The following is a 13,615-nucleotide window of genomic DNA, read 5'->3' on the forward strand; positions in this document are numbered from 1 at the left end:
GAACCTCCAGGACAAAACCGTCCTGATCCACGGCGCGCCATAGCCAATGCTTCTTGCCCCGGATCGAAATAACGACCTCATCGAGATGCCATTTATCGCCGAGTCGGCCGCGCGAACGTTGACGGATTTGGTTGGCGAAAGTTCGTCCGAATTTCTCTGCCCACAGCCGGATCGTTTGATGCGAGACAATGATGCCGCGAGCGGCCAGCATGTCTTCGACCATCCGCAGGCTCAGGGGAAAACGGAAATAGAGCCACACCGCGTGGGCAATGATTTCAGCGGGAAAGCGGTGACGACGGTAGAGCGGATCACGGTCTGTCATGCCTCTTCATCGCCTATCAAGCCCCAAGTTCCGTTAACTTTACGATGCCCGACCGGCTGATCGCCCGCGATCTCATCGCCCATCTGGAGCGGGCGGGCTATGTCGTGGACCATGCCCGCGACGGCGAAGACGGCTGGTATCGCGGCGACAGCGAGGATTTCGCCGCCGCCATCCTCGATCTCGGCCTCCCCTCCATGGATGGCATGACGATCCTGAAACGCTGGCGCAAGGACGGGCGCCGCTTCCCCGTCCTCATCCTGACGGCGCGCGGCAATTGGGAAGAGCGCGTGGAAGGCATCGATGCCGGGGCGGACGACTATCTCGCCAAGCCCTTCCAGATCGCGGAAGTCCTCGCCCGCCTGCGCGCTATCCTGCGCCGCTATGCCGGCGAGCCGAGCCCCGTCCTCAGCGCCGGCGGCCTACACCTGGACCCGCGCGTCAAATCGGTGACGCTTGGGGACCGGCCGGTCGACCTGACGCCGCTCGAATATCGCTGCCTGCACCATCTGCTCCAGAACCGCGAGCGCCATGTCAGCCAGCAGGAACTGACCGAGCAGCTCTACGCCCAGGATTTCGACCGCGACAGCAATTCGGTGGAGGTGCTGATCGGCCGGCTGCGGCGCAAGCTGGGCAAGGCTTTCATCGAGACGCGCCGCGGCTACGGCTACCGGATCGCCGCCGCATGAGATGGCCAACCTCCATTCGCAGCCGCCTCCTGCTGATTTCCGCGTTGACCGTGAGCCTCGCGCTGACACTGACCGTCACCTTGCTGGTCTCGCTCTTCTCCAGCAACATCCGCAACCGCATCGATGCGGAGCTGACCAGCCATATCAACACGCTGGCCGGCGCGCTGTCCTTTGCCGCCGACGGCACGCTCCAGCGCCCGGAAAGCCCGCTCGACCAGCGCTTCGCCACGCCCTATGGCGGGCTTTACTGGCAGATCGTCGACGATGCGCGGGGGCAGACCGTCCGCTCGCTGTCGCTGTTCGACACGGCCCTTGCCCTGCCCATGGACAGGCACGCCGAGGGCGCGGTTCATCGCTACCTGCTGCCCGGCCCGGCCGGAAGTTCATTGATCGTCCTCGAGCGGCTCGTGCAGGTCGCTGCACCGGAGGGGAAACGCGCGCTGCGCATCGCGGTCGCCATCGACGCGCAAACGCTGGAGGAGGCCAGAGCCGCCTTCATCCGCGACATCCTGCCGGCCGTCGCCGGGCTCGGCGTCTTCCTCGTCGTCGCGTCGATCCTGCAGCTCACCCTCGGGCTGCGGCCGCTGGCGGCGCTGAACGAAGGGATCGTGCGCATCCGCGAGCGGCGTGCCAACCAGTTGACCGGCGCCTATCCCAGTGAATTCCAGAGCACCGTGGCGGCAGTCAATGCGCTTCTGGATACGCAGGAAGCGATGATGGGCAAGGCGAGGAAGCGCGCGGCCGACCTCGCCCACGGCCTGCGCACGCCGCTGACGGTGCTCTCGAACGATGTCCTCACTCTGCGCGACAAGGGTGAGGCGGCCATGGCGGACGAACTGGAGCACCTGGCGTCCGTCATGCGTAATCATGTGGAACGGGAACTGGCGCTTGCCCGCATCGCCGCCAGCGCGGACCTGCGCCGTTCGGACGCCGACGTAGCCATGATCGTCGGCGAACTTGTGCGCATCCTCAAGCGCTCCCCTTCCGGCGAGCGGCTGCGGTTCGAGATCGACGGCCCAAACACCGAGACCGTGCCCATGGACCCAGCCGACTTTCGCGAACTCATCGGCAACCTGCTCGAAAATGCCGTCAAATGGGCGACGGCCGAAATTCGCGTGCGCTGGAAGCGCAACGAAGACGGCCTGCGTCTGACGATCTCGGACGACGGTCCGGGCGTGCCGGAGCAAGAACTCGGCAATCTCACCCGCCGCGGCTGGCGTCTTGACATGGCATCCCCCGGCTCTGGCCTCGGTCTCTCCATCGTTCGTGAAATCGTCGATGTCTATCGCATCGGTTTTATGCTGCGGAACAGAAAGGCCGATAGCGGGCTGGAAGCCGAGCTTCTGTTCGCTCATACATGATGCAAACCGTCACGCAGATGGACGCCCCCCATCGACTCTCGCGCTTCGGCGTTGCATCCTGCCCTACAGAAACGACACGCGGTTCGTTCCCCACCGCATCCATAGCAATGTAAAATCGAAATGCTCATCCAAGAAGGCGACAAGAGGACTCCGGCAACAGACCTGATGCTGGCTTCAATTCTGGCGTTCGTCGCAGGCGGCGTGAACAGTGCCGGTTACCTTGGCTACCGCTATTTCTCAGCCAACATGACCGGCAATGTCTCGATGGCCTCCGATTTCCTCGCAGTCTCCCGGTCCGACCTGGCACTGGGATTCCTGACGATCGTCGTGATGTTCATCCTTGGTGCCTTCATCGCCTCGTGTCTCATCGAAGTCGGCAAGCGGCAGCTACGTCGTAACATCTACGCCCTCACATTGATCGTCGAAGCCGCGCTTCTGATGCTTGTCGGGCTTTTCATCACCCTGAGCGCACGCTCCCCGAATGGTGTGCTGGTGGTGGGCCTGTTGAGCCTGACCATGGGATTGCAGAATGCGGCATCGACGCGGATTTCCGGCAGTCGCGTAAGAACGACCCACGTTTCGGGTGTAGCAACCGATATCGGGGTGGGCATCGCCATGCTTCTGGGAAACAATTCCAGCTCCGACAGGCTGGCCATCGTGCTGCGCTTGAAACTCCACCTCGTCACGATTGTCTTCTTCGCACTCGGTGGCGTATTTGGCGTTCTTGGATACCAGCACCTCGGGGGATTATCCTTCTGCGCTTTGGCGATGCCTCTACTCCTGCTAAGCATCAGATATCTCCGGTAATGCAGATGGAGAAATGCTGCCCGCTCTGCCGGACGGCGCGCACTTGCAAATTGAGCAGACTGTCGGCTTTGAAGTGTCACAACTTTAGACTGAAGGACCATAATAAAGGCGCAAATATACCTCTACTCCAGCCGGATACCGGCCAGCACCGACACATCGCCATAGCAACCGTCGACTATCCCAAGAACACAATTCAAATCCGAATCTACTGTTATTCTGGCCCACGATCACCGTATTTGAGCAGCCCCTTCACCGCCTCGCCATCCAAAGCCTGCGCATCGAACAGCGCCGTGGTGAGCGCGTCGAGCTTGTCGCGGTTCTCACTGATGATTTCGACCGCCCTCGCAAATGCCCTTTCCAATCCCGCATGGATGCGGGCTGCGAGATCGGGATTACCGTCGAGCACGGCGGTCGGGTCCTTGTCATCGCGGTAGAGCAGCGGCTGAATCGCACCGAAGCCGAGGGAACGCTCCATGGCGAGCGCCATCTTCGTTGCCCTGGCGAGACCGCTTTCGTCCGAACCAGCGGACCCGGCGGACACCTTGCCGACCACGATCTGCTGGGCGGCGCGCCCCGCCATGAGCATGGCAAGCATGTCCTTACGGTACCCCAGCGTATCAGCATTTGCCTAAACCCGCAATCTTCCAACCTATCGGTCCCACCAATTGTGGGTTGCTATGATCCGGGCCGACTTCATGGCCTGAGTAAAGTCGTAGGAGCTACGGCGGTTAAGAAATTCCTACATTAAGCAACCTGTGATGAAATAAACAGCAGAGAGATCAGAAATTAAACTTGATAAATTTCAAAAGGTTAAGCGTGCAAATCCGCGCCTCTCACGTTCTGGCGCATTCTCCACATCAACTGTCGCGATATGAAATCTTGGGTTGAATGGAATTTGGAAGCCGATACGGGGTCCCGTTACAACGTCGATTGACAAGAATAGCTGGCCAAAGTCCAGCCACCACCAGGAGGCACGGCCATTTTCCGGTCCTGTCAGTCCGAATTGTGCGATTGCTTCAAACTTTGCCCATAAACCTCAGGAACCCTTCGACAGGTCTCCCGGCCTGCCGAAAAAAGAGGTCCTGTCGCTATCGGCCGGACTCCGCCCGAGGCGTCTCGCAGAAGAAACAGCACGTCTAGGCCAAGGTGCTGGGCAAGCTCGGTCCCGGACGTCGGACCGAGAACCGTCAACGCGGTCGCCCAGGCATCGGCTTCAGCGCAGGTTCGCGCGACGACCGTGACCGAAGCGGGCGACGACAGTAGCGGCGCACCGCGGCGCGGATTCATGGTGTGCGAGAGACGGCGACCGTTCACGACAGTCCAATGCCGGTAATCGCCAGAGGTGGCGACCGCAGCCTCCTGCAAGGCGAGGACGGAGTGCGGCGCTCGACGGGCCGCGTCGGGACCTTCTACGGCAATGTTCCACGGTTCACCATCGGGGCGCAGACCGAGCGCCCTCATCTCGCCGTCAATTCCCACGAGGCCGGAAGTTATGCCGAAGCGCCCGAGGATCGCGACCAGCCGGTCGACGCCATATCCCTTGGCAATGCCGTTGAGGTCGATCGTGATCGGCGCGCGCTTGCGCACCGCCGCGCGAACAGGATCGAGCTCGAGCGCCACATGGGCGGGTTGGCGCGATGTCGCGAGTGCCTTCCGGATCAGGGCCCGGTCGGCCGCTTGCGGGCCAAAACCCCAGGCAACGACCGCATCGCCCACGCCGATATCGAAAGCTCCGCCCGACGCACGGCCGATTTCGAGCGCAAGATGCAGAACGTCTGCCAGACGCGCCGGCACATCGATCCAGTCGCCGACGGGACCGGCGTTCAACCTCATCAGAGCGCTGTCGGGCTTCCAGGTGGACATCTGCGCGTCCACCTCGTCCATTTCCGCCTGAAGAGCGTGTCGAACCGGCTCCGGATCGAACCCTGCCTCCGTGTAGAACAGCGCGGACCAGCGCGTTCCCATGGTCGGTCCGTTGAGCGCGTGCCTCATCGGATCAGTAGACGTCTTCGACATAGCGTCCCTCCGCCTTGAGCAGGGCCGGCGTCAACCCTACCGGCGCGAGAATCTCGGCAAGCGCCGTCGAAACGCCGACGGCCATATCCCGCCCACCACAGACCATGATGCGCGCGCCGCTGCGGATCAGGGCTGCGATCTGGGCGGCATCCTCAAGAAGAGCGTGCTGGACATAGCGCGGCATCCGCCCGCGCGAGCAGGCCCCGACGAGCCGGTGAAGGCGCCCTTCGCGATGCCAGCGCGTCAGTTCGTCCTTGTAGAGGAAATCGCTGGCAGGATGACGCATTCCGAAGAACAGGTGGATCGGACGGCGACGCGCATTGGCGCGCACGAAGCCCGCCAGCGGCCCTATCCCTGTTCCAGCTCCGATCAGGATCAACGGTATCCTGCTCCTGCCGGCATGGAAGCCGGGATTGGTTCGGATGAATGCGCGAACGGCACATCCTGGCTCCAGATTGAAGAGCTGCCCGGAACAGAGCCCCGCCGGATGCTTCTTCACGACGATCTCGATGAAGCCATCGCGCCGTCCCGAAGCCAGCGAGTAGAACCGTGGAACGGACGAGCCCTCGGGCAGCACGCCGAGAAGATCGCCTGCCGAATATCGACCGAAGCCACGCCCGGCCAACCGATGCCAGAACGGGACTTTGGGCAGCACGAACCGCAGGATCACTGTCGGAGCTTGCACCTCCGCGCCGTATTCGCGTCGCGAAACGAGGGTCAATGGGGAGGCCGCCAGCAAGGCTGGCCGATGGACAAGCTCCAGCCCGATCCCTATTGCCTCGCCCAGCGATCGTCCCCAACGGGCAAAATCCTGCGGCGACTGCCGGTCGACGGTTTCGTATGGGATGAGCGTGCTCCACCCTCGCGCCTCGGCGGCCCTCGCAACGACCTGGGCAAAAGCGCAGTAGGCCGGGAAGCTGCGGTCACCGAAGCCGAGCACGGCGATCGGAATGGTTGGCTCTACCGGCAGGGTTTGCAGGCGATCGAGAAACCCCCGCGCCGAAGCGGGCGCATCGCCATCGCCATAGGTTGCCGCAAGAATGAGAACGCGCCGGGCATGCCGGTAGCGTTCAGGATCGAATGACGACATCGGCGCGGTGTGAACCGCCTGCCCGAGCTTCGTCAGCGCGGCGTGCAGTGTCGCAGCGAAGCTCCATGTGCTGCCGCTCTCGCTGCCGACAAGCAGGATCGTTTCCGCACGTCCAGCCGTTACATTGCCGTGAATCCGTGGCCGCCCGCGCCGACCCGCCAGCCACAGGATGAGGCCGGTGCCCGCCATCGCCGGCACGCCGAGCGCCATCATGCCGAGCACGAGGCCCAAGGTGGCCGCGCCTCGACCGGTATGCAGCATATAGATTGTCTCCGAGAGACGCTGCCATCCGGTCAGGTCGCTCCAGGCCAGCAGCACGCCGGTGCCCTGATCCAGATAGCCCGTGCCGCGATCCGTCTTCAGCGTGAAGACATCCGTCGCATCGGCCGGATCGGGAAACGCCAGGCTGCGCAGTTCGGTGACCGGTGTCCGTTTCAGCAGATCCATATGCGATGCGGCCATGCCGGTCCGGCCGCTCGCCTCGATGTGGGCGACGGGAGATGTGGCCGCGTCGGGAAGGAGATCGAATGTCGATGCCGTCATCCACAATGCGGTGGCCGAGGACAAGACGAGGCCTGCGACGGCGACGCGCGCGATCTCGACATGCAATCTTCCGGCGAGCGGCCCGCGTATCGGCGCGAACCATCGCCGCCAGCCGCCGGCCCTGCGGGCGACGAGCATAGTGCCGGACACAGCCAAGACCAGCATGGCGGCAGCGCCCACTGCCGCTGCGATACGCCCGCCGTCACCGAGAAAGAGCGACCGGTGCAGACCGGTAAGCCACTGCTCGACGGCATTCGGATCGCTGGAGGCGACACCCAGCCCTGTTGCGGGATCGATGATGGCGGCCTGAGGCGCCCCACCCTCAAACCAGTAGGCGGTGATCTTGCCGGAGGGCGCGCGACGTATCTGTTCTATTTGAGGGTGGATGGCGAGGATACGTCCGGCCAGCGTCCCGACGGAAAGCCCTGCCTCGGCCTGCGGGGCGGACAACCGTTCGGCGGCGGGAAACAGCGAGAGTGCTGCACCGCTAAGGCTCAAGACCAGCAGAAAAAGAGCGGCCAGAAGGCCTGGCCAGCGATGGATGACACGGATCATGTCGTCCACCGCCTAGAAGGAGTAGGCAACGGTCGAGACGTAGCGTCGACCGCGAACGGTCGTCTTCGTGCCCGCAGTGGTCAGGGGAACGGCGACCTCGTTGGGGCTGTCACGCATGTCCTCCACGGCTGCGTCGACATGCAGCGTGTAACCTGCGTCGAAAAGCGCATCGGCAAGGTCGAGCGAGATCTCCAGCGTGCGCCCCGCACCGACGCTAGCGCCGGTAATGCCGTCGATACCGGCGCGGCCGCCAGTGGCGCGATACCAGCCCGATAGATGCTCGTAATATTTGGACTTGCCGCCAGCGACCCAGAGCGTGCCGGCATATTTGCCCTGGGGATCGGTGACGTAGAGCGCGAGATAGGCGCCGTCGCCGCCATAGTTGGTCAGCGTTGTGGTCAATGTCACCGGCCGGGCCATGGCGAGGCCAGGGAACGTGAGGGCGGTTGTCATGGCGAGAGCTGCGAGAAGCGATTTCATGTCGGCTTGCCTTCTGCGAGGAAACGGTGTCCGGGTCGTCGCAGAGCGCCGACCCGTCCTCGTCACTGTGGCGAAGCCGCCTGAGGGCTGCCTGACGGCCATCGGGATTTTCCGTCAGCACTTCGTCAGGAAACATCGGACACGGTCAGGTCCGCAGCAGATGCAGGAGCGACCGGCCTGTCGGCAGGCCAGCCGCGAAAGCTCCGGGGACTGAACAAGACGGCAGCCAGCCACGCTCCGCTCAGGCGCGTGGCTGGCTGCCGCTGCGTTAGCGCGGAGACATCCGCTGCAACGTCCCGTCGCGCAGGACGTACTGGTGCCAGACCGCCATCGCGGCATGCAGTCCGGCAAGGTAGAGGATGATCGTGCCGGCATTCTCATGAATGTCCGCGATCAGGCCCGGTGCGCCCTGCACCCGCTCGGTGATCGCCGGAAGCTGGAAGCCGAAGAAAGAAACGGGAACACCGAGGCGCGACGCCGCGTACCAACCGCTCAACGGCAGGGCAATGAGGAACAGATACAACAGCACATGTCCGGCTTTGACGGCAAGGGCGAGACGGCCATTGGACTGCGGCGCGTCCGGGGTTCCGCCCGCAAGGCGCAGGATCAAGCGCGGAAGCACCAGGACGAGCACGGCCAACCCGAACGAGAAATGCAGCAAGGGCGGGTTTTCGGCCATATGATGGCCTCCCGTCGAGGTCAGCCAGGCCCCGAGGATCAGCAGGGCTGTCAGCCAGTGGATGACGATCATGCTTCTGGAATAACGGGCCGGATCATGAGGCATGGCGGGATCTCCTTGCGACGGTCGCAGCGCTTGAGCGATAGCGAGATGGGATTGCTACTTGATGGTGGTCTTGGGCCGCACGGTCGTCCCGAGCAGGGTGTTGGAGGATGTTCCGCCTACGGTGTCGTTCTGCGAGGCTGGCGGCCGCTGACGCCTCGATCCGTGACGGTCGTCATCGCGATCCCTGTGCCGGAACTTGACGATTTCGAGGGTTTCCGGATCGACCTTGGCCTTGAAAGCCAGGCCATTCCGGTCGGTTCCCCGGATTTCGTAACAGCCGTCATCGATCTTGATCCTGGCAACGGTCCAGCCTTGACTGGCGGCCATTGTTTCGACCGCTTCCCGCGGCTTCCATCGATCCATCGAGACATGGCAATCGTCGTCGTCAGCCTTGGCGATACCGGGACCGGAAAACGCCAGAACGAGGATCGCGGCCAGCAAATGTTTCATCGTTTCATTGTTCCTGATCAACGCGCTTTCGGGGGGAACCATGGCACGCTCTCCTGACGAACGCCTGAAGCAGCGATGGGGCGGTCTTCAGCAAACCGACAGCATCGGACGCTAGGCAGGAGGATGGCGAGACGGGTGACCCTGGGATGAGAGTTCTACTGATCGAAGACGATGCTATCCTCGGAAAGGCCGTGCGCGAGCAGGTTGCCGCCCTCCACTCGGTGGACTGGGTGACACGGCTCGATGCGGCGCGCGAACATCTCCAAAGCGCGGCATACGATCTCATCCTGCTCGATCTGATGCTCCCGGACGGATTGGGCATCGCCTTTCTCAAAAAGCTTCGAGCCGAGGGCAGCGTGACGCCGGTCATCATCCTGACGGCGCTCGACCAGATCTCCGACCGCATCGCGGGCCTCGATGCCGGCGCCGACGACTACATGATCAAGCCGTTCGATCTGTCGGAACTCTCCTCGCGGCTGAATGCGGTGGCGCGGCGATACAGCGGCAACCCGAATCCTCTCATCGAGATCGGCGACCTGCGCATCGATCTCGCCGCCCGGACCGTGATGCACGGCGCGCGCCCTGTTGAGCTTACCGGTCGCGAATGGGCGCTGTTCGAAGCATTTCTGCAGCGGCCCGGCATCGCGATGACCAAGGCGCAGCTCGAAGATCGGCTCTATGCATTCGGCGCAGAGGTCGAGAGCAATACGATCGAGGTTCACGTCAGCAGACTGCGCAAGAAGCTCGGCCACGGCGCGATCGATACGGTGCGGGGCATCGGGTATCGTCTTGGCACGGCAAGATGAAGCGGCCCAGGAGCCTGCAATGGCGGCTCTCGCTATGGCTGGGGCTAGGGCTAACGGTGTTATGGGCACTTGCCGCGGTCGTGACCGCGCAGATGCTGCGCCACGAAATGGACGAGGTGTTCGACAGCGCCCTCGAAGAGACGGCGCAACGCATCCTGCCGCTTGCGGCGATCGAGATCATCGGCCGCGATGCCGACGACACCGAACAGCGCGTTGCCACGCTCCGCCAGCACGACGAGTATTTCACCTATGTCGTGCGCGATGCCGCGGGCAAGGTTCTGCTGCGATCGCACAGCGCCGATCTCGCGGCATTCCCGCCGTTTTCCGGAATGGGCTTTGCCACGACGCCGACGCACCGCCTCTACTCCGACGCGACCCTCCAGCAGAATCTGACCATCACCATCGCGGAGCCCCTGTCGCATCGCCGGATGACCGCCGGGCGACTGTTGCTCGGGCTGAGCCTGCCGCTGGCCGTCATTGTCCCGCTCGGCTTGATCGGCATCTGGGTCATTGTCCGGCTGTCCATGACCCCGGTTCGGACCTTCCGCTCGCAGATCGAGGCGCGCGGCGGCGGTGACTTGACACCCATCGACGCGGAGGACCTGCCCTCGGAGATCGGCCCCGTCGCCAAAGCGGTCAACCACCTCCTGGACCGATTGACGCGTACCTTGCAGGCCGAGCGCAGCCTGGCGGCCAAATCGGCCCATGAGCTGCGGACACCGGTGGCTGCTGCACTGGCGCAGGCGCAGCGCATGATCGCGCAAGCGCCGGACGACGCCACGCGCGAGCGCGCCGAGGATATGCAGACCGCCTTGCGGCGCCTTTCCCGCCTCACCGAGAAACTCATGCAACTGGCGAGAGCCGAGGGCGGACGCCTTCTCGCCGAGGCGCCGGTCGAGATCGGCGCCATCCTGCGGATGGTTGTGAGCGAATTCGACGGGCAGGCCGAGACTGCAGGGCGCATCGACCTGACACTGCCAGACGCGCCGGTATTCGCAAGCATCGACGCCGACGCCTTCGCCATCCTGGCCCGGAACCTGATCGAAAACGCCCTCAAGCATGGCGTGCGGGACGAACCGGTCGCCGTCACCTTGTCGGCAGACGGCTGTCTGCGCGTCACGAACGCCGGCCCGGTCGTGCCTTCCGTAGTGCTTGCGCGGCTGAGCGAGCCCTTCGAGCGCGGTCAGGCTCTGGTGCGGGGGGCCGGCCTGGGGCTCGCCATCGCCCGGACCATTGCTGCCGGAACAAATGGACGGATAGAACTCCAATCTCCCGCAAGCGGCAGGATTGACGGGTTTGAGGCAAGGTTCTTCATAGACAAATGATCATCGACATCGACGCCAGATGCTGAAAGGCAACTCGGGAGACCATGGACACTGACGCCCTGCTCAGCCGCCTTGCGGTATCGCTTTCGATCGGTCTGCTGATCGGCCTGGAGCGTGGATGGCGTACCCGCAACGAGGAAGACCATCTGCGCGCGGCAGGTCTACGAACGTTCGCGCTGACCGGTCTCACCGGCGGCATTACCGGCGCCCTGGCCCGGCAGTTCGACTCTGGCCTCGTGATCGGTCTTGTTTTCCTCGGGTTCACCGCGGCATTCGCCTCCTACCACTGGCTCGAAGCGCGGGCCGAGCGAAATTACAGCGCGACATCCGTCGTCGCCGGCATAGCCACGTTCCTGCTGGGAACGCTTGCCGTCGTCGGCGACCTTGCAGCCGCCATCGCCGGGGCTGTTGCCACGGCTGTGCTGCTTGCCCTGCGCGAGCCGTTGCATCGTTGGGTCGCGTCGCTGAGCTGGAATGAGATCCGGTCGGGCCTGACGCTTCTGGCAATGACCTTTCTCATGCTGCCGATCCTGCCGAACAGGCCGGTCGATCCCTGGGGCACCGTCAATCCATATGAGATCTGGTTGCTGACCATCCTGATCGCCGCGGTCTCCTTCGCCGGCTACGTCGCCGTCCGCGTGTTCGGGGACCGGCTTGGCGTCCTGATGACGGCGATCGCGGGCGGGCTCGCCTCTTCGACAGCGACGACCTTGACGCTGGCAAGGCTTGCCCGCCGGCACCCCGAGTCCAGCACGCTGCTTTCCTGTGGCGTGCTTCTTTCCGGCTTGACCATGATCATCCGCGTTGCAGTCGTGGCGACGGCCTTGAACCCAAGCTTGCTTCCGCATCTCAAATGGCCATTGCTCATCGGCGGTGGCGTGCTCGCCCTCGGCGCCGGGCTCCTGCTGCTACAAAGTCGCGGCTCCTCCGAACAGCCGGAACTTACGATCACCAACCCGCTGGAATTGGCGCCTGCCCTGAAAATGGGGACACTCATCACCGTGGTCATGGTGGTGTCGCATCTGCTTCAGCAGTCGTTCGGGAATGCGGGCGTTCTGGTGACCGCCGCCGCTTCGGGCATCGCCGATGTGGATGCGATTTCGATCTCCATGGCCCGCCTGGCGTCGCATTCGATCGAGCCCGGTCTTGCGGCAGATGCGATCCTGATCGCCGTGGCCATGAATACACTTGTCAAAGCCGTGATGGCGGCATGGGTCGGAGGCTCAAGGATCGGCGGGCCCGTCAGCGCCCTTAGCGTGCTCGGCCTTGCGGCCGGCATGGCAGCGTCTCTGTATCTTGGCCGTTCGTGAATTGAGGGGGAGATTGCGGCCGGGCATGCGGCCACACTCGGGCCTTGATGGGTCGGTCTGGTCGGCTGTAAGCGATGGTTTCGGGGAGAGTGGTGTCGCTGATCTCCCCGAAATCGGGTAATGCAAGCGGGGCAGCAAAACGCGGCCTCGCAGTCCCCTCACGCGTTGCGGAGCGATGCCACGATCTTGTCTTTTAACATCAGCCGCTGGCGGCGCAGATCGGCCTCGGCTGCTTCGGAAATGGCGTCGAGACGTGTCTCGGACCGATGAATCTTGTCGTTCACCGCGTCATATTCCGTCAAAACATGCGCAAACTCCGGGCTTTTCGCCTTCAGGGCATGAATGGCGTCCATCTGGTCTGGGAATTCGTCGCCAAGAGTGTGAGGTGTATTCGACAAGGTTCTTTCTCCTTTTCTGCAATTTCGCCCGGCGTCAGGGCTTTTCGACGCGCGCGACCTGATAGGTGACAAACGCGCCTTCCCGCCCGACCGAGATGTATTCGCCAAGACGGAAGCACTCCTCGCCCAGGCGGAAACCGATCTCGTCGTCCCGATCACCCAGCTCGTAATCGAAATACCACTGCCCGCCGGGCTTGCGCCGCAACAGCCCGATGCGGGCCGTCTTACCGTCCCGAAAATATCGGACGCGACAGGCGTCGCGAGATTTCTTCCATTCCAGCGGATCAAGGAATCCTTCGTGGTTGAGCGGAACCAGAAGATCATAGCCTTCTTCCCGATCTCCCTCCGGATGGTCTTTGCCGCGAGCGAGAACCAACCGCACGTGGTGGAAACTTGAGGGTAGTTCTTGTGCCTTGACCACGATCCGATCCTTCATTTCCCCCCCTGATACACCATTGGCAAAGGAACGTTCTTGATCTGGCGCAAGTGAGACGAGGCATGTGTTATCCGATGCCGGCGACTATCCGGAACGGTCGAGATGGGCCTGCGTCAGGATGACCGCGCCGATCGCCGCAGGCTGAACCGGAAGCTTCTCCCAGTTAAGCTCGCGCAGGTTCTTGAGCCCCTGGAACAGCCCGCAGTCGATAAGGATGCGGTGGCGCGCCGAGCGATGTCAAAGTCA

General features: G+C 63.3%; 15 protein-coding genes. 6 read left to right on the plus strand and 9 right to left on the minus strand.

The genetic code is table 11. The annotated features are described in order from the left end of the window. The coding region (locus tag ACE3TU_RS04515) for an IS6 family transposase (RefSeq protein ID WP_374620781.1) at positions 1-322 on the minus strand (322 nt) is incomplete at its 3' end. Positions 323-366: 44 nt separating this feature from the next. Here ACE3TU_RS04515 and ACE3TU_RS04520 point away from each other — a divergent pair. From ACE3TU_RS04520 to ACE3TU_RS04530, 3 genes are all read left to right on the plus strand, one after another. Continuing rightward, the gene (locus tag ACE3TU_RS04520) at positions 367-1,008 is read left to right on the plus strand and encodes a response regulator transcription factor (protein ID WP_277921112.1); all 642 of its coding nucleotides are present in this window, start codon (positions 367-369) and stop codon (positions 1,006-1,008) included. 50 nt (positions 1,009-1,058) lie between these two features. Continuing rightward, positions 1,059-2,369: a sensor histidine kinase gene (locus tag ACE3TU_RS04525; RefSeq protein ID WP_374620822.1), complete on the plus strand. Its 1,311-nt coding sequence runs from the start codon at positions 1,059-1,061 to the stop codon at positions 2,367-2,369. Positions 2,370-2,489: 120 nt separating this feature from the next. After that, positions 2,490-3,176, plus strand: coding sequence for a YoaK family protein (locus ACE3TU_RS04530; RefSeq protein WP_035219792.1), 687 nt, complete (start codon positions 2,490-2,492; stop codon positions 3,174-3,176). A gap of 211 nt (positions 3,177-3,387) precedes the next feature. Here the strand turns inward: ACE3TU_RS04530 and ACE3TU_RS04535 are convergent, their stop codons facing one another. From ACE3TU_RS04535 to ACE3TU_RS04560, 6 genes are all read right to left on the minus strand, one after another. Beyond that, entirely contained in the window at positions 3,388-3,771 is a 384-nt protein-coding gene (locus ACE3TU_RS04535) for a hypothetical protein (RefSeq protein ID WP_051795987.1), read from the minus strand. Positions 3,772-4,169: 398 nt separating this feature from the next. Continuing rightward, positions 4,170-5,192, minus strand: coding sequence for an FAD:protein FMN transferase (locus ACE3TU_RS04540; RefSeq protein WP_023513010.1), 1,023 nt, complete (start codon positions 5,190-5,192; stop codon positions 4,170-4,172). Beyond that, complete coding sequence (locus tag ACE3TU_RS04545; RefSeq protein ID WP_374620786.1) at positions 5,173-7,380, minus strand: PepSY domain-containing protein; 2,208 nt, start codon at positions 7,378-7,380, stop codon at positions 5,173-5,175. The genes ACE3TU_RS04540 and ACE3TU_RS04545 overlap by 20 nt, the downstream gene beginning before the upstream one ends. Positions 7,381-7,392: 12 nt before the next feature. Beyond that, a complete protein-coding gene (locus ACE3TU_RS04550) occupies positions 7,393-7,860 on the minus strand; it encodes a DUF2271 domain-containing protein (RefSeq protein WP_023513012.1) in 468 nt (155 codons plus the stop codon). Positions 7,861-8,128: 268 nt separating this feature from the next. Next, a complete protein-coding gene (locus ACE3TU_RS04555) occupies positions 8,129-8,644 on the minus strand; it encodes a cytochrome b (protein ID WP_374620790.1) in 516 nt (171 codons plus the stop codon). 54 nt (positions 8,645-8,698) lie between these two features. Continuing rightward, complete coding sequence (locus ACE3TU_RS04560; protein ID WP_023513014.1) at positions 8,699-9,136, minus strand: PepSY domain-containing protein; 438 nt, start codon at positions 9,134-9,136, stop codon at positions 8,699-8,701. A gap of 104 nt (positions 9,137-9,240) precedes the next feature. Between ACE3TU_RS04560 and ACE3TU_RS04565 the strand changes: the two genes are divergently transcribed. Genes ACE3TU_RS04565 through ACE3TU_RS04575 form a run of 3 tightly spaced genes read left to right on the plus strand, consistent with a single transcriptional unit; the run spans position 9,241 to position 12,535 of the window. Continuing rightward, entirely contained in the window at positions 9,241-9,900 is a 660-nt protein-coding gene (locus tag ACE3TU_RS04565) for a response regulator transcription factor (RefSeq protein ID WP_024271189.1), read from the plus strand. Beyond that, positions 9,897-11,225: an ATP-binding protein gene (locus tag ACE3TU_RS04570; protein ID WP_374620795.1), complete on the plus strand. Its 1,329-nt coding sequence runs from the start codon at positions 9,897-9,899 to the stop codon at positions 11,223-11,225. Before ACE3TU_RS04565 ends, ACE3TU_RS04570 begins: the two co-directional genes overlap by 4 nt. Positions 11,226-11,269: 44 nt before the next feature. Continuing rightward, on the plus strand, positions 11,270-12,535 hold the full coding sequence (locus ACE3TU_RS04575) for an MgtC/SapB family protein (protein ID WP_374620798.1): 1,266 nt from the start codon (positions 11,270-11,272) through the stop codon (positions 12,533-12,535). A gap of 158 nt (positions 12,536-12,693) precedes the next feature. Here ACE3TU_RS04575 and ACE3TU_RS04580 read toward each other — a convergent pair whose 3' ends face one another. Together ACE3TU_RS04580 and ACE3TU_RS04585 are read right to left on the minus strand one after the other, a co-directional pair. After that, positions 12,694-12,933, minus strand: a complete 240-nt coding sequence (locus ACE3TU_RS04580; RefSeq protein WP_023513018.1) for a YdcH family protein — start codon at positions 12,931-12,933, stop codon at positions 12,694-12,696. 34 nt (positions 12,934-12,967) lie between these two features. After that, complete coding sequence (locus tag ACE3TU_RS04585) at positions 12,968-13,369, minus strand: hypothetical protein (protein WP_050746437.1); 402 nt, start codon at positions 13,367-13,369, stop codon at positions 12,968-12,970. Between the last annotated feature and the right edge of the window lie 246 nt (positions 13,370-13,615).

This window comes from Devosia sp. (genome assembly GCF_041917035.1).
GTDB lineage: Bacteria > Pseudomonadota > Alphaproteobacteria > Rhizobiales > Devosiaceae > Devosia_A.